Raw genomic sequence first — 15,657 nt, forward strand, 5'->3', positions numbered from 1 at the left:
GACCCCCAGCCGTGACCGGCTGGGGGTCTTCGTCCTGGTGGGCGCGGATCAGGCGAGTGACGCCCATGTCTTCCAGTACGTCGAGTCTCCGGCCTGGACGCGGTTCTTGAAGGTGCCGGTGCCGGTCCCCGCGTTGAGCCAGAGGTTGTCGGAGGTGTCGCGGGAGACGAGGTCGTTCTTGCCGTCGCCGTCGATGTCCCCGGCGCCGATGACGTCCTTGTAGCTGCGGCCCCAGTCCTTGAAGACCTGGACGCGGTCCTTGAGCTTCCCGGTGCGGGTGCCGTCGTAGCGCCAGAGCTTCCCGGAGCTGTCGAGGGCGAGGACGTCACCGAGGCCGTCGCCGTTGAGGTCGCCGGCGCCGATGACGCGCTTGTAGCCGGCCCAGGCGGAGCGGATCTTCACGCGCGGCAGGAAGCCGTCGGTGCCGTTGTGGGCGTAGAGGTAGAGATCGCCGGAGGCCGCGTTGCGGGCCAGCAGGTCCGGGCGGCCGTCGCCGGTCTGGTCGCCGCTGGAGAGCAGGGTGTTGTAGGCGCTCCAGTCCCGGGACAGGCGCCGGTAGGCGGAGTCGGGCGTGGGCAGTCCGCCGCACACGGGGGTGTAGAGACGGGTCTCGCCGCCGGGCAGTCGCACGACGAGGTCGTTGCAGCGGTTCCCGTCGAAGTCGCCGAACGGCACGAGCCGGGTCTCGTCCGCCCAGGGGCGCGCCTGGAAGGTGCGGAGGGGGTTGGCGGTGTCCTGCGTGAGCAGGTTCATCGTGTCGCTGCGACCCGTGCCCAGGATGTCCGAGCGGGTGCTGTCGGCGTAGTCGTGCCACTTGGGCAGGGACCGGGTGGACGTGGTCGAGGTGAACGCGGCCCGCGAGGAGCCGTCGGCTGCCGACTGGGTCCAGACGGCCACCGGGCGTCCCTTGTCGTCGGTGGCGACCCGGCCCGCGCTGGTGGTCCCGTCCGTCAGGGAGTTCAGGGTGCGCGGCTTGGAGACGCTGCCGACCCCCACCGTCTGGGCGACGAAGTCGCGGCGGACCGTGCGGCTGGAGACGAATCGCTTCTGCGTGTACGTGACGACCAGTGAGCCGTCCGCGGTCCGCGTGCTGCCGAACGAGTCGTCCTCGGTGGACCCGGCCAGATCCTGCCGGGCCTTCCAGCCGCCCCCGGCGGCGAGGCGCGTGGCGACGGCCGGGCCGCTCGCCCCTGAACCGACCGCCGTGACATCGCCGTTCGGGGCCGTGAGCAGCTCGGCGGGCTGGGAACCGTTCGCGTAGATCCCGGTGCTCTCGGCCGGACCCCAGTTCGCGGCCCCGGCCGGTTTGCGGGCGTAGTTGTTGAAGGAGAGCAGCTGGAACCCGCCCTGCGGGTGGGCGGCGAGCGTGACCAGCCGGGGCTTCTCGCCCAGTTGCGGCAGATCCCGCGGCGCCGTCCAGGACGCCGCCCCGGCGGGCTTCTCCAGGTACTTGTAGTGCCACTGGTACGCCGTCGGGTCCGGGTCGACCCCGTCACCCGTGTAGTAACTGTCGCCGCCCCAGATCAGCCCCAGGGCGCCGTCCTTGGCGACGGCGAGGCGCAGATCCCGCAGGTGGTAGTCGTAGACGTTGTCGGGCCGGACGATCGGCTCCGGGAGCCGGTCGAGGACCACGGGCGCGGACCAGGTGCCCGTCGGACCCGAGCGCTCGACCACGGTCAGCCGGTGGTCCTTGTCCATCCAGGCCACGGCCTGGCGGCCCGTGGCGTCGGCCGCGACGGCGGTGACGCGCGTTCCCCGGTAGTAGCCGTCGGTCGCCGATGTGCCCTTCGCGACGACCTGGGCGGGACCGAAGGCGGTGGCGTCGGGCGCCAGCCGGGACATCCGCAGCGCGGCGGTCGTTGCGTCGGCGGTCTTCTCCCACCACAGGAGCGTGAGCGCGCCGTCGTCCGTGCGGTGGAGTGTGGCGCCGGGCGCGGGCTCGGTCGACTGCCACGCGGTGCTGCCCGCGGGCCTGACGGAGAGCACGGTCTTGCCACCCTGCTCGAAGAGTCCCACCAGGGTGCCGTTGCGGGCCGACTGGAGGTCGATCACCCCGGTGACACCGGGAAGTTGCTTCGGCGCGCTCCACGGGCCGAGTCCGACGGCGACCGCGGAGGTGGTGGCGGTGCCGGCGGCGGCGGACGGAGCCGCGTGCGCGCTCGGCACGGTGACCGCCAGCGCGAGCACGGGAACCAGCGCGCTCCCCAGGAGCGCGCGCGACTGCATGATCATGTGGAAGGCCCCCCCGGGCTTTGATCTCATGAAAGTAGTCGCAGCGTATATCAGCCAAGATCACGAAAATGGGTGTGCCCCGGTTCGTGCCCAGGTCGTGCCGGGGGACCAGCGCGCGGCGACGTCCACTTCGACGACATCCGCTTCGAAGACGAGGGCCGCCTGCGGGCCGCCGCGCTGGGGGACCCGACGGGCGCCGCCTTGTGACGGTGTCTCACGCATGTTCGTGACGGTGCTTGACGCATGTTCGTGACGGTGTCTCACGGATGCTCGCCGGACGGGGCCCATGCCTTCATGGCCGGGTCTCGCGCGCGCTCATGGAAAGTTCTCGCGCGCCCATGGAGGGCCCCGCGCGCCTATGCCGGGGTCTCGCGCGTGTGCTTCAGCCGCATCCGTGCGTCGACCTTCTCCGGAGCGGTGACCTCCGACCAGAAGCGGTGGCCGGAGACGAACACGGCGAGCTCGCGTTCGCGCTGCCGGAGCTTCTCGACCTCGGCCTGTTCGTCGTCGGTCCAGCCGGGGGAGGCGGGGCGTTCCACCTTGCGCCAGCCGCCGGTGTCGCTGAAACCGTCCAGCGGTTCCACCGACCAGGGGAGTCGTTTCAGCAGGGCCAGTAGCTCGGCCCGGACCTGATGCAGCTCCTCCTGACCGGCGAGGAGGTCACTCGGAAAGTCATAGGTCGCAGCCACGCGGCAATGCTACGCCTGTTCGATTTTGTGATGCGAGTTCCTTCCGGGACTTCACGCGAACGGGTGTTCCGGGCCCCTCTGACCTGGGGAAAAACGCGCCGCCCCGGCGTGTGGCGCCGTGTGCCGGGACGGAAGTGTTCAGGCAAACTGCGCAGTCTGAACTGGACAGTCTGGGCTGCTTAATTTACGGTGACCGTATGGATCAGAGCGGCAGCCACCAGACCGACGCGGGCGTCTCGGATTCCGCCGCCCGCGCCGCGCAGGATCTGCGGGTCGCGTTCAGCCTGCTCCGGCGGCGGATCCGTGAGGTCTCCGAGGCGCAGGACCTCACGCCCTCCCAGGTCTCCGCGCTCACCCTGGTGAGCAAGAGCGGGGCCGCCACGGCCAGCGCGCTGGCGGCGACCGAAGGAGTGCGCCCGCAGTCGATGGCCGCCACGCTCGCGGCCCTCGACCAGTACGGACTCATCCAGCGCAACCCGGACCCCGGGGACGGCAGGCGGCAGCTGGTCACCCTCACGGACGCCGGGCGCGAGCGCGTCGAAGGCACCCGGCAGGCCCGTTCCGAGTGGCTCGCCCGGGCCTTCCAGGAGCGCTGCACGGAGGACGAGCGGCAGACGGTCATCGAGGCCATGGCCCTGCTGGAACGGCTCACCCGGCCGTGATACCCACGATCCGGGAGCGGTTCCGGCAGCGCCTCACCCCCGCGCACCGCCGCCCGCCCGACCGCTTCGACCGTCGGCTGATCGCCCCGATGGTCCTCGGTCCCGTGCTGAACCCGGTCAACTCCTCCATGATCGCGGTGGCGTTGGTGCCGATCGGCAGCGCCCTCGGAGCGCCTCCCGCGCAGACCGCCTGGCTGGTCTCCGGGCTGTATCTCGCCACCGCGGTGGGGCAGCCCGTCGTCGGACGGCTCGTCGACATGTACGGCCCGCGACGCCTCTACCTCGCCGGTACGGCGACGGTGGGCATCGCCGGACCGCTCGGCGCCCTCTCCCCGAACCTCGGCGCGCTGGTCGCCGCCCGGGTCCTGCTCGGATTCGGCACCTCGGCCGCGTACCCCGCCGCCATGCACCTGACCCGGAGCGAGGCCGAACGCACCGGGCAGGACAGCCCGGCCGGAGTGCTGACCGCGCTCGCGGTCTCGGCCCAGACCGTCGCCGTGGTCGGGCCCACCCTGGGCGGCCTGCTCATCGGCGTGGGCGGCTGGCGCACCATCTTCCTCGTCAACGTGCCGCTGTCGCTCGCCTGTCTGGTCCTCGGAGCGCTCCGGCTGCCGAAGGTCGGGGCCTACCTCGGCGCGATGGCGGCCTCCGCCGCCGACGCTGCCTTCTTCACGCACGGCGCCGACACCGGCGGCCTGCACCAGCTGGCCCTTTTCATGCTCGCCGGAGCCGTGCTGCTCCTGGCGGTGACCCTCATCGACCGATCCCTTCGCGATCTCACCCCCCGAAAGGCCTGAACCATGGCAGTCACCACGCTCGACCCCCGCACCGCGCTCGTCCTCATCGACCTCCAGCACGGCATCGTCGGCAACCCGGGCCTCGCCCCGCACGCCGCCTCCGACGTCGTGCCGCGGGCCGTCCGGCTCGCCGAAGCCTTCCGCGGTCACGATCTCCCGGTCGTCCTCGTACGGGTCACCGCCGCCGCCGACGGCGCGGACGCCGTCCGGGGCCGCATCGACGGCCCGAGCCGTGGCCGCGCCTTCCCGGAGGGCTGGGACGTCATCGTCGAGGAACTCGCCGGGCACCCCGGGGACATCACCGTGACCAAGCGGAACTGGGGCGCCTTCTACGGCACCGACCTCGACCTGCAGCTGCGCCGCCGCGGGATCACCCAGATCGTGCTGGCCGGCATCGCCACCAGCATCGGCGTGGAGTCCTCCGCCCGTGCCGCCCACGAGCACGGCTACCACGTCACCCTGGCCACCGACGCCATGTCCGACATCGACCCCGAGACGCACCGCAACAGCGTCGAGCGGATCTTCCCCCGCCTCGGCGAGACCGGCACGACCGAGGAGATCGTCGAGCTGCTCGACAAGACGCGGGCCTGAACGAAGGCCTCCGACGGGCCGCCGCTACCTTGGGGTCCGTGACCCTGGATGATCTTCGCGTGTTCGTCGCCGTCTGCCGGGCCGGGAGCCTGAGCGCCGTGGCCCGGGAGCTCGGCTGTACGCAGTCGGCGGTGAGCCAGCACGTACGCCGGCTGGAACGGGAGGTCGGGGTCGGGCTCGTCGAGCGGCGGGCCCGGGGCGTGGTGCCCACCGGCGCCGGGCGGGTCCTCGAACGGGCCGCCGCCGACGGGATGGCCGGCCTCGACCTCGCGCTGCGCCGGCTCGACGAGCTGGCGCGCGGGGGCGGCGGGGCGGTGCGCATCGCCACCGGCGGCACCACCGTGCGGCACTTCATGGCCGAGGCCGTGGTCGAGTTCCGGCGGCACCATCCCCGGGTGAGCCTGGAGTTCCGGACCGAGAGCTCCAGCCGGAGCTGCTTCGAGGCGCTCGCCGACCACGGCCTCGACCTCGCCTGGATCACCCTCGGACCGCCCGTGCGCGGGGTCGAGCAGCGGCCCGTCGCCGAACTCCCCTGGGTGCTCGCCGTACGCGCCGACGACGAACTCGCCCGGCGGGAGCGGATCGAGGGGGAGGAGCTGGCCGGGCTGCGGATCGTCGGGCTGCCCGAGAACTCCACCTCACGCGCCCATCTCGACGTCGCCTACCGGGAGTTGGGGATACCCCAGGGCACCTCCGACACCAGCGTCGCCGACTGGGACACCGCGATCCTGCTCGCCGAACTCGGCCTCGGCCACGCCGTCGTCCCCGACCTGCCCGGCCTGCGCGGCCCCGGCCGCCCCGGCCTCCGCTTCCTCCCGATACCCGCCCTGCCGCCCCTCACGGTCGGCTGGGCGGTGCGCCGGTGGGACGCCCTGTCACCCGCGGCGCACGCCTTCGCCGACACGGTGGCCCGGCACCGCGCGGGCGGCGCCGGGACCGTGGCGGGGGACTGACGCCGGTTCCGGTCCCGTAGGCCCAGGCATGCCCCGGATGTCGTCGGGTGGTGCCGCTCGGTCCCGTAGGCCCCGGACGGCATCGGGCGCCGCCCGGATCCCACCGGCCCGGGACGCTGCCGGACGCCACCCGGTCCCGTAGGCCCGGACGTCGTCGACCGCCGCCCCGGTCCCGTGAGCCGTGGACGGCATCCGGCGTCGCCCCGCCTTCAGGTGTCCGTTCCGACGGCCGGTGTCAGCTCCCGCACCAGCGCGCTCGCCACCGGTACCGGCACCCCGGACCGCTCCGCCGCCCGCAGCAACGCACCGCCGATGGCGTCGAGTTCGAGCGTGCGGCCCGCCTCGGCGTCGCGCTGCATGGAGGACTTGGTGCCCGCGGGGAAGGCGTCGTAGCGGGCGAGGGCGGCCGCCGCGTCGACCGGGGCACCGCACGCGCGGCCGACCGCCGCCGTCTCCTCGACGAGAGCGGTCAACTCCTCGCGGTGCAGCGTGCGTACGTCGCCCACCGGCACCCCGTACCGCGTCGTCAGCAGCGCGAACGGGGCGAGGAACGACATCTTCGCCCAGAGTGTCGCCGCCTCGCCGTCCTGGACCCGGGCCCGCACCCCGGCCCACTCCAGGGCCCCGGCGAGCGCGTCGACCCGCGCCAGGGGCACCGTGTCGCCGGTCAGATCGACCTCGGCGAACGGGCTGCCGTGCTCGATCACCCCGGGCGCGATCCGCGTCGACTCCACGCGGATCACCGCGGGGGCCACCTGCTCGGGGCGGTAGCGCTCGCGCAGCAGTGCCGGGTGCTCGACGCCGTTCAGGAGCGGCACGAGCAGACCCTCCTCGCCCAGGGCCTTCGCCGGGACACGCTCCAGGGCGGCGCCCAGGGCCGTCGCCTTGACCGCGATCAGGCACACGTCGACCGGCTCGCGCAGCTCGGTGTCCGCCTCCACCCGCGCCGTGAAGTCGCCGAAGTGGCCGCTGCGCACCTCGATGCCGTCCGCGGCCAGCGTCCGCGCGGTCTCGTCCCCGGCGAGGCAGATCACCCGGTGGCCGGCGCGGGCCAGGAGCGCGGCGAGCAGCCCGCCGATACCGCCCGGACCCAGCACCGCCACCGTCGGCCGGTCGTTCGCCATATGTCCCCGCTCCTCTCGGCGTGACCCCGAGCGGGGCCCCGGTGATGATCACAAGCGGCGGTCACCCGAGTCAATCCTCGGAGAAGCTTGCCCAAATCCAAGGATTCGCTTGGGTGTTGCGAGGAGGGGACGGGGTGCGCCGCTACGGCACCCGTACCGAGGCTCCCGGTTCCGGCAGGCGCAGCCGGTCCGTGAGACCGGCCTCCGCGAAGGCCTTCGTCAGGGTCGAACCGTCCTGGGTGAAGTGCCCCCAGTGCTCGAAGTGCAGCGGGACGACCCGCTCGGCGCCGAGGATCTCCGCCGCCCGGGCCGCGTCCTCGCTGGTCAGGGTCAGCGGAGCGTCCGGCACCAACGGCGTGCGCGCCGCCCCCGCGAACAGCACCGCCACGTCGAAGGGCCCCTCCCGGCCCGCGATCTCCCGTACGACGTCCAGGGAGGCGTTGTCGCCGCTCACGTACACCCGGGGCAGCCCCTCCCCGGACAGCACGAAGCCGGTCACCTCGCCCACGAGAGGCAGCGAGCCATCGGGGCCGTGCCGCGCCGGGACGGCCGTCACGCGCAGCGCTCCGCCGTGAGGACGCGCCAGTTCGACGGACTCCCAGGGGCGCACGGCCCGTACGGGCGCGCCGATCCGCTCGTACGCCGACGCCGTCGACAGCGTCACCGGGGCGCCCTGGAGATACCCGCGCCCGGACGTGTCCAGGTTGTCCGGGTGCTGGTCGTGGGAGAGCAGGACGGCGTCGACCGGGCCGAGCTCCTCGGCCCGCAGCGCGGGCCCCGCGGTCTTCACCAGCTTGCGTGCGCCGACGGGGTACTCGCCGGGAGCGTCGAAGGTCGGATCGGTGAGAAGCCGCAGGCCGCCGATCGCGATGAGGGCGGTGGGGCCGCCGACGTAAGTGATCTCCACTGAGGTCATGCTCTGCTCAATCCACCGCGTCGGCGACGGTATTCCCCGGCCGCGGCGGCCCGCTTCCGTGAGAAGTGACCATGACGGCGCCGTACGCGCGAGACTGGAGTCATGTGCCGCAGCATCAAGACGCTTCGTCCGCCCGCGATCCCCGAGGAAGCCACCGAGGAGGAGATCCGTGCCGCCGCTCTGCAGTACGTCCGCAAGGTCTCCGGGTTCCGTGCCCCGGCCGCCCACAACCGTGAGGTCTTCGACCGTGCCGTCGAGGCGGTGACGGCGGCCACGGCCGAACTGCTGGACAGCCTGGAGGTGCGCGGGGCGGCGGCCCAGCGCGCCGGATAGCGCGGCCGGCGGCTCAGCCGCCGGTGGCCGGCTGCCGTCCCGTGGGGCGGCGCACGAGGTAGGCCGCGCCCGCTCCCGCGGCGAACAGCGCTCCGAAGGAGACGCCCGTCGCGAGCCAGGTGGCGCCCAGCCACTGGCCGCCGAAGTAGCCGAGGGCGACGCTGTACCCGGCCCAGGCCAGTCCCGCGAGGACGGACCAGGGCAGGAACTCGCGGACCCGGCGGTGCGCCGCGCCCGCGCCGAGCGAGACGACCGAGCGGCCGGCCGGTGCGAAACGGGCGACGACGACCAGCACGCCGCGGGCCCCGCCGCCACGCGCCAGGACCTCGCCGAGACGTTCCTGCGCCCTGGTCAGGCGGCGGGAGCGGGCGATCGCGCGGTCCAGGCGGTCGCCGCCGCGCCAGGCGAGACGGTACGCCGCCATGTCGCCGAAGACGGAGGCCGTGGCCGCGCAGAGGGTGAGCACCAGGATGTCGGGCACGGCGTGCGGAACGGCGCCGGTGGCGGAGCCCGCCGCGGCCGTCGCCGCCGCGATCACCAGGACCCCGCTCGGCAGCACCGGCAGGAACACATCAAGAAGGACGGACACGACGACCGCCGCGTAGATCCACGGGCTGCCTGTCAGCGACCCCACACTCTCCAGCACCGAAACTCTCCCCCGCTATCCCCCGTGGACACGACCGCGCCGCGACTCGCGGAGGAGTGGCGGGGCGTCGTGTGACAGCCATGCAGCGTACGCCGCGGGTGTGACAGGAGATCCGCTGGGGCCGCAGATGTCGATCACATCACGTTCACGCCCCCGCACGCTCCGGTACGGCGTACGCGACTCGGATGTCCGCTATGGACATGGATGCGGGCCCGGGTGAGCGGCGCGTGGACGGGGGCGGGGCCCGTCCGGACGCGCGGGCGCCCGCCTCCGTGGGCGGGAGGCGGGCGCTCTCGTGCGGGGGTCAGGCGGTGACGGGCTCCGAGGCGCGCTGGTCCTCGGCGGCCGGGGAGGTACGGGCGGCGAGCAGCCGGTCGAGGCCGAGCGCGCCGGAGCCCGTGAAGACGAGCAGGAGCATGGTCCAGCAGAACAGTGCGGAGAGCTCGCCGCCGTTCTGGATCGGCCACAGGGCCGCCGACTGGTGGACGTCGAAGTAGGCGTACGCCATCGAGCCCGAGGCGATGAACGCGGCGGCGCGGGTGCCGAGGCCGAGGAGCACGAGCGCTCCGGCGACGAGTTGGATGACGGCTGCGTACCAGCCGGGCCAGGTGCCCGCGTCGATGGTGCCGCCGTCGGTGCCGATCGCGCCGCCGAGCACGCCGAAGAGCGAGGCGGCGCCGTGCGCGGCGAAGAGCAGGCCGACGACGATGCGGAACAGGGCGATGGCGTACGGCTGGGCGCTGTTGAGGCGTCCGGTCATGTGGGGGAACTCCTTCGGTCTGGTTCGGTCCGGGCAGGGCCGGACCGTGGGACGGAACCGAGTGAGCCACCAAGGTTAGGTGTCCCTAATCTATGCTTGCAAGTTCAACATTCAGCCATGGCCGGTCTTCCGTTTGTCGTTCCGTTTCGGTCGTCGCCGCACGTAGCGCGGCTCGCGCCACGGCGTCGGCGTCCGAAAGCGTGACCGAATCCACTCCGGGCCGGGCGCCCGCCGCGGTCACCCAGTGCACGCCCTCCGTGGGCACCCCGAACGCGAACCGCCGTGCGTGCGGGCGGCCCTGACGGCTGATCAGGCGATAGGGCCGCGGTGTGACGTCCAGCCCCCCGGTCTCGTAGCCGTCGACGGTGTGCGGGCGGCACTGCCCCGTGCTCACCAGCCCGGCCAGGAGTTCGTCCGCGGTCCGTCGCACATCCGGTTCCGGTAGCCGTGCCTCCACGAGCGTCGTCGCGCGGACGGCCGACCCCGGCACATCGGGCGAGTGCGCCACCCATGCCCCGTCCTCGGCCCGCACGCCGAGCCGCGGACCGAGCACCTCCACGACGCCCGCCTCGATCAGCGCGGCCAGCTCCTCGATGCGCCGCCGGGGCGGGCCGATGGAGAGGAAGGCGTTCAACGGTGTGTACCAGCGGTCCAGATGGGCCCGGCGCGAGTCGCCCTTCAGCCCGCGGTGATCCACGATCCGGCGCAGCTCGTTGCGCAGATCCCGCAGCACGTCCAGGGCTGCCTTCTGCGGCCCGTCCACATTGCCGAGCGCGGCCTGCGCGGCGTCCTGCCGCAGATGGCCGAGCAGCCACTCCCGCCAGCCGCCGGGACTGGGGAAGGCCTGCCCCGCGTACGGGTGCGCCATCCGGTCCCAGGACCAGCGCTCGGTGTCCGCGACGCCGAACTCGTCCAGGAGGCCGGCCTCTTCGGGATCGCGGTGCGGGACGGCGAGGAAGCGGGTCCGGAAATCGACGGAATCGCCGCCCCGCCCGGAACGCGCCAACAGGCTCCCGTAGTAGACCGATTCCACCTCCTTGGCGACCAACGGCCATATCTCGCGCAGGAAGTCCGGCGCCTCACCGGAGTCCGCGCGCTTGCGGAAGCGGGAGATCACCTCGTCGGTCAGGACCAGCGGCACATGACGGCCGTACGGCCCCTTCGCGTTGTCGCCGCGGGCCTGGTACGGGACGCCCCGCCGGGAGCCGGCGTACAGACGCGGCTCGTCGCCCGAGGGCAGATAGCGCAGGCCGCCGCCCGCCCGGACGAAGCGGCCGCCGCGCCCGGTCGTCAACAGGGCCGTGTGGTCGAAGAAGTTGAGCCCGAGGCCGCGCAACAGGACCGGCTCGCCCGGGGCGAGAGGGGAGAGGTCGACGTCGGCGGGGTTGGCCGGCGGAACGTGGCGCAGGCCGTGCCGCCCGGCGTACGCGGTCAGGCGCCGCTCCGCCGGGTCCGGGAGCACCGGCAGATGGCCCTGCGCGAGGACCACGGCGGAGAGCCCCGCCAGGGCGCGGCCGGTGGACAGGACGAGTGCCTGGCGGCCGTCCGGTTCGTCCGTGAGCCGGAGCGCGCGGGCGGTGTGCACCTCGACGCGCACCTCGGGCGGGGCCCCGCGCACCACCTCGCCGAAGACCCACTCCAGATAGCGGCCGTACTGGGCGCGGGTGGGATAGGCGTCCGGGCCGACTGCGCCGCCCGCCCACGCGTGAAGGCTCGGCCCCGGGCGGACCGGCCCCGAACAGTCCACGCTCTCGTCGGTGAACAGGGTCACCTGCGAGGCCACGGTGTTCATCAGCAGATGCGGGGACTGCGCGGTGCGCCAGACGCGGCCGGGTCCCGGCGGGTCCGGATCGACGACATGGACCGTCAACCGGCCGCCCGGTGCGAGGAGTTCGGGCGCGGAGGCGCAGAGGCGCTCCAGGACGCTGGTGCCCCGCGGGCCCGCGCCGACCAGGGCCACGGAGGCGTGGGGCCCGGCGGGGCACGAGGACCTCTGCGGTGCGAGGGCGGCGGAGCACTGGGGGGAGGGCTCTGCGGACAAGGATGTGACTCCCGGGCGTGGGGGGCGCAGGGCGGCGGACCGCCTACTGGAAGCGGACGGTCCGCCTCATCATGCCGTCGGGTGCCGCGCGGGCCGAGCCCCGGGGCGCGTGATCGGCACCGGGTGTGGGACGCCTCACGTCCATCGGGTGAGGACACGCGCAACAACCAGGGGGAATGGCCCTATTGCGGGGCGATTGCGGACTCCTCCACTGTCGTCAGCCGGGCGGCTCCCCCCGCGCGGCCGTCTCCGCCTCGCGCCTCCTGTGCCTGTTCGAGGCGCAGCGCGGCCGAACGGCCGTGCAGCGTCAGGGTCATCAGCTGATTGCCGAACCAAGGGCCGCCGGCCTTCCGCCAGTCGACCGACGGGCGCCCGCGGCGGCCGTGCCGGGCGAGGAGCCCGCCGAGCAGCCGTGCCGGGCGGCTCCAGCCGAAGCGGAAGCCGAGCCGTATCGAGAGCGGGATGGAGTTGTGGACGGGGGAGCAGGTCAGCTGGAGAACCCGAGCGGCGGGCTGCCGGGCGGGGTCGGCCCAGACCGGCTCGGCGACGTAGGCGTGGTGCACGTCTCCCGACAGCACGCACACCGTCGCCGGCGCGTGCTCTCCCGACCCGGCCTCGGCGATCAACTCGGCCAGTTCCTCGAACGACTCCGGGAAGGCCGCCCAGTGCTCCAGATCGGCCCCGCGGCGCAGCCGCTCGCCGAACCGCGCCCATCGAGCGCCGCGTTCGCCCCGGCACAGCACGGCGTCCCATGTCTCGGCCTGATGGATCAGCGGGGGCAGCAGCCAGGGCAGGGAGGTGCCGATCAGGAGATGGTCGCGGGATTCCGGGGCGTCCAGGGCCTGTTCGCGCAGCCAGGCCGCCTCCCCGGGATCGAGCATCGCGCGGTGCCGCTCGTCCAGGACGCGGGCCGAGCGGGTGTCGAGCATCAGGACCCGGGTCCGGCCGAAGTCGCGGCGGTAGCTCCAGCGGACCGAGGCCGGGTCGGCGTCGGCCCGGGCGGCGAAGGCGCGCAGCACGTCCGTGCCGTCGGGTGTCTCGCGCACGGCGGCGTACAGCAGGTCCCCGGCGAGCTCGCCGGGCGAGAGGTTGCCGAGGTGCTGGTGGACCCAGTACGACATCAGACCGCTCAGCACCCGCTCGCGCCACCACGCGGTCCCCCGGATCTCCTCGAGCCAGGCCGCGCTGGTGTTCCAGTCGTCGATGACGTCGTGGTCGTCGAAGATCATGCAGCTGGGCACCGTGGACAGCAGCCAGCGGATCTCGGGGTCGAGCCATGATTCGTAGTAGAGGTGGGTGTATTCCTCGTAGTCCGCGACCTGATGGCCAGGGGGATCCGCCAGGCCCCGCCGCGCGGCGATCCACGCACGGGTCGCGTCCGAGACCTCGTCCGCGTACACCTGGTCGCCCAGCAGCAGCAGCACGTCCGGGCGTTCGCCGTCCGGGGCCGCGGCGATCCGGGCGGCGAGGGTGTCCAGGGCGTCCGGCCCGACCGGGTCCTTCTCGTCCGCGGGCGGTGCCGCCCAGCGGCAGGAGCCGAAGGTGACGCGGACGGCGGGGTCGTCGCCCGCGGGGGTGCGGACGGCCGACGGGGGGAAGGACGAGCCGGGCAGGGGCCAGACGGTCGTGTCGTCCAGCAGGACCTCGTACGCGGTGACCGTGCCCGGGGTCAGTCCGCTCACCGGCACCAGCGCGTAGTGGTGGCCCGCGATCTGGAACGTACGGGCCTGTCCGCGGGAGCCGTCCGCGCAGCGCACCTCGGCGGTGCACGGGCGGCTCGCCTCGACCCAGAAAGTCGCCGACGAACCGTCCACGTACCTCAGCAGCGGTCCCAGGCGCAGTTCCGCCATGATGATCCCCTTCCTCCGTCGCCCCGTACGGTACGGAACGACGGAGGTCGGTGGGGAGATTCCGGAAACCGTGGTGAACACCGTGGGGGCGATGTCCGGAACCCGGGGGACCGGAGGCCGCCGACCGTGGGGGACCGGCGGCCGCCGGTGGGTGGGGCGGCGCGGGTCAGCAGCCGCTCAGGACCGAGGTCAGCTTGGACTTCTCCGCGGAGTCGACCTTGAGGTTGTAGTAGTACTTCACCTGGACCCAGGCGCGGACGTAGGTGCACGCGTACGCGGTGCGCGAGGGCATCCAGGTGGCCGGGTCCTGGTCGCCCTTGGCCTGGTTCACGTTGTCGGTGACGGCGATGAGCTGGGGGCGGGTGAGGTCGTTGGCGAAGGCCTGGCGCTGGGCGGTGGTCCAGGCGGAGGCGCCGGAGTCCCATGCCTCGGCGAGCGGTACGAGGTGGTCGATGTCGAGGTCGGAGGCGGCCGTCCAGGTGGCGCCGTCATAGACCGAGTACCAGCTGCCGCTGGTGGAGGCACAGGCGGAGTCGGTGACGACGCCGCTGCCGTCGCGCTTCAGGACCGTCTCGCGGGTGTTGCAGGCGCCGGAGATGGTGATCCAGTGGGGGAAGAGGTCGCGGTTGTACCCGGTGCGGTTCTCCGTCGCGACGGTGAGGGACGCGAGGTAGGTGCGGGCGGTGGCCGCGCTGACCGGGGTGGGGAGGGCGGCGGAGGCGGTCGGGCCATTGAAAACACTGGCCATGGCTATGAGGCCCGTGATGGCTGCGAGTATGCTCAGCCGTCGACGCGCGTAGACCTTTGGCATGCGAACTCCCTTGGAGTGGGGGGGTGTTGGAGAGCGAGCGAACGAATGCTCGCGGCGTCGTATTGCCGGGAGGTAAGTGCGCGGTTAGAAGTTAGTGACACGTACATGACATAACAAGGTTCATGACAGAACTTTCGTGTTCCGCGGGATTCCCGGCCCGGGGGACTTTCGGCCCTGTGGGGCCGCTGCGGGGGTCACGTACTATGGACGGCGCAGAAGGGGAGTAGCTCTTCGCCGGACCGTCGACATACTGCTCAGCTCGTCTGAGCCGGCGCCCGGAGGCAGGCCTCGTTCCACGAGGCCGGCCAGCGAGACCTTCGGCAAGCAGTGCACTTGCCCGTGCCGGGCCCTTCCGGCGTGGGTGCTTCTGCCCGCGCCGCCCGGTGCGGGTGTCGCTGTGTGCTGCCGTGCCGAGGTGTCGCGCAGTCACAGCACGCGCAGTCGCAACACTCTCGGCGGGGCAGCCCGACCGATTGAGGAATTTTGATCAGCTTCAGCGTGATGGCGCTCGTCTTCGGTGTCGTCTTCCTTGCCGAGCTGCCGGACAAGACCGCCCTCGCCGGCCTCGTCCTCGGCACGCGCTACCGCGCCTCGTACGTCTTCGCCGGCGTCGCCGCCGCCTTCGCCGTCCATGTGGCGCTCGCCGTCGCGGCGGGCAGTGTCCTGACGCTGCTGCCGCAGCAGATCGTGCACGCGCTCACCGGTGTGCTGTTCCTTGGCGGTGCCGCGGTGCTGCTGATGAAGAAGGACGAGGACGAGGAGGAGATCCGCAAGCCGGAGAACCAGAGCTTCTGGAAGGTCTCCGGGGCGGGCTTCATGCTCATCCTCGTCGCCGAGTTCGGTGACCTCACGCAGATCATGACGGCGAACCTCGCCGCGCGGTACGACGATCCGCTGTCGGTGGGACTCGGTGCGGTGCTGGCGCTGTGGGCTGTCGCGGGGCTGGGGATCGTGGGCGGCAAGGCGCTGATGAAGCGGGTGCCGTTGTCGTTGATCACCAAGGTGGCAGCGGTGCTGATGCTGGGGCTGGGGGTCTGGAGCCTGTACGAGGCTGTCGCGGGCTGACCTCGCGGGCTGACCTCGCGGGTGCGCTCGCGCTCGCCTCGCGCGTGGGGTCTGGTGGCGCGTGGGGTCCGGTGGGTGGGTCGGGGCCGTGCCGGTACATCCCAGTCCGTCGCCGCTGGATCAGACGTGGGCTACCTGTGCGAACTGCTGCTCGATCCGCACGTAAGCGACGGACATAGGGATGTAC

Annotated in this window: 15 protein-coding genes and 1 pseudogene; 6 read left to right on the top strand and 10 right to left on the bottom strand. The window is 72.8% G+C overall.

Annotation, left to right across the window (positions count from 1 at the left end; genetic code table 11):
• Positions 1–48 precede the first annotated feature (48 nt).
• From ACFWBT_RS34655 to ACFWBT_RS34665, 3 genes are all read right to left on the bottom strand, one after another.
• Positions 49–2,232: an FG-GAP repeat domain-containing protein gene (locus ACFWBT_RS34655; RefSeq protein ID WP_385706937.1), complete on the bottom strand. Its 2,184-nt coding sequence runs from the start codon at positions 2,230–2,232 to the stop codon at positions 49–51.
• A 60-nt stretch (positions 2,233–2,292) separates the two neighbouring features.
• On the bottom strand, positions 2,293–2,454 hold the full coding sequence (locus ACFWBT_RS34660) for a hypothetical protein (protein WP_385706938.1): 162 nt from the start codon (positions 2,452–2,454) through the stop codon (positions 2,293–2,295).
• Between the two features lie 134 nt (positions 2,455–2,588).
• Entirely contained in the window at positions 2,589–2,921 is a 333-nt protein-coding gene (locus ACFWBT_RS34665) for a hypothetical protein (RefSeq protein WP_385706939.1), read from the bottom strand.
• 197 nt (positions 2,922–3,118) lie between these two features.
• Between ACFWBT_RS34665 and ACFWBT_RS34670 the strand changes: the two genes are divergently transcribed.
• The 4 genes and pseudogenes from ACFWBT_RS34670 to ACFWBT_RS34685 all read left to right on the top strand — a co-directional run bounded on the left by ACFWBT_RS34670 (position 3,119) and on the right by ACFWBT_RS34685 (position 5,924).
• Positions 3,119–3,583 (top strand): MarR family winged helix-turn-helix transcriptional regulator, encoded by a 465-nt coding sequence (locus tag ACFWBT_RS34670; protein WP_385706940.1) that lies wholly within the window; start codon positions 3,119–3,121, stop codon positions 3,581–3,583.
• Between the two features lie 8 nt (positions 3,584–3,591).
• Positions 3,592–4,200 (top strand): annotated as a pseudogene (locus tag ACFWBT_RS34675) (MFS transporter); the annotation flags it as partial.
• A 183-nt stretch (positions 4,201–4,383) separates the two neighbouring features.
• On the top strand, positions 4,384–4,971 hold the full coding sequence (locus tag ACFWBT_RS34680; RefSeq protein WP_385706941.1) for a hydrolase: 588 nt from the start codon (positions 4,384–4,386) through the stop codon (positions 4,969–4,971).
• Positions 4,972–5,009: 38 nt separating this feature from the next.
• On the top strand, positions 5,010–5,924 hold the full coding sequence (locus ACFWBT_RS34685; protein WP_385706942.1) for a LysR family transcriptional regulator: 915 nt from the start codon (positions 5,010–5,012) through the stop codon (positions 5,922–5,924).
• A 209-nt stretch (positions 5,925–6,133) separates the two neighbouring features.
• On the opposite strand, the gene ACFWBT_RS34690 is transcribed toward ACFWBT_RS34685, so the two are convergent.
• Positions 6,134–7,048: a ketopantoate reductase family protein gene (locus ACFWBT_RS34690; protein ID WP_385706943.1), complete on the bottom strand. Its 915-nt coding sequence runs from the start codon at positions 7,046–7,048 to the stop codon at positions 6,134–6,136.
• 142 nt (positions 7,049–7,190) lie between these two features.
• On the bottom strand, positions 7,191–7,964 hold the full coding sequence (locus ACFWBT_RS34695) for an MBL fold metallo-hydrolase (RefSeq protein WP_385706944.1): 774 nt from the start codon (positions 7,962–7,964) through the stop codon (positions 7,191–7,193).
• 102 nt (positions 7,965–8,066) lie between these two features.
• Between ACFWBT_RS34695 and ACFWBT_RS34700 the strand changes: the two genes are divergently transcribed.
• Positions 8,067–8,297, top strand: a complete 231-nt coding sequence (locus tag ACFWBT_RS34700) for a DUF2277 domain-containing protein (RefSeq protein ID WP_266758234.1) — start codon at positions 8,067–8,069, stop codon at positions 8,295–8,297.
• Between the two features lie 13 nt (positions 8,298–8,310).
• Here ACFWBT_RS34700 and ACFWBT_RS34705 read toward each other — a convergent pair whose 3' ends face one another.
• The 5 genes from ACFWBT_RS34705 to ACFWBT_RS34725 all read right to left on the bottom strand — a co-directional run bounded on the left by ACFWBT_RS34705 (position 8,311) and on the right by ACFWBT_RS34725 (position 14,405).
• On the bottom strand, positions 8,311–8,943 hold the full coding sequence (locus tag ACFWBT_RS34705) for a DedA family protein (RefSeq protein WP_385706945.1): 633 nt from the start codon (positions 8,941–8,943) through the stop codon (positions 8,311–8,313).
• Positions 8,944–9,247: 304 nt separating this feature from the next.
• Complete coding sequence (locus ACFWBT_RS34710; protein ID WP_385706946.1) at positions 9,248–9,703, bottom strand: DoxX family protein; 456 nt, start codon at positions 9,701–9,703, stop codon at positions 9,248–9,250.
• 85 nt (positions 9,704–9,788) lie between these two features.
• The gene (locus ACFWBT_RS34715) at positions 9,789–11,663 is read right to left on the bottom strand and encodes an FAD/NAD(P)-binding protein (protein WP_385706950.1); all 1,875 of its coding nucleotides are present in this window, start codon (positions 11,661–11,663) and stop codon (positions 9,789–9,791) included.
• A 263-nt stretch (positions 11,664–11,926) separates the two neighbouring features.
• Positions 11,927–13,594: an alkaline phosphatase D family protein gene (locus tag ACFWBT_RS34720; protein ID WP_385706947.1), complete on the bottom strand. Its 1,668-nt coding sequence runs from the start codon at positions 13,592–13,594 to the stop codon at positions 11,927–11,929.
• Between the two features lie 166 nt (positions 13,595–13,760).
• Entirely contained in the window at positions 13,761–14,405 is a 645-nt protein-coding gene (locus tag ACFWBT_RS34725; protein ID WP_385706948.1) for an HNH endonuclease family protein, read from the bottom strand.
• A gap of 483 nt (positions 14,406–14,888) precedes the next feature.
• On the opposite strand from ACFWBT_RS34725, the gene ACFWBT_RS34730 reads away from it, so the two are divergent.
• Positions 14,889–15,470: a TMEM165/GDT1 family protein gene (locus ACFWBT_RS34730; RefSeq protein WP_385706949.1), complete on the top strand. Its 582-nt coding sequence runs from the start codon at positions 14,889–14,891 to the stop codon at positions 15,468–15,470.
• The last annotated feature ends 187 nt before the right edge of the window (positions 15,471–15,657 follow it).

The organism is Streptomyces sp. NPDC060027, assembly GCF_042737005.1.
Lineage (GTDB): Bacteria > Actinomycetota > Actinomycetes > Streptomycetales > Streptomycetaceae > Streptomyces.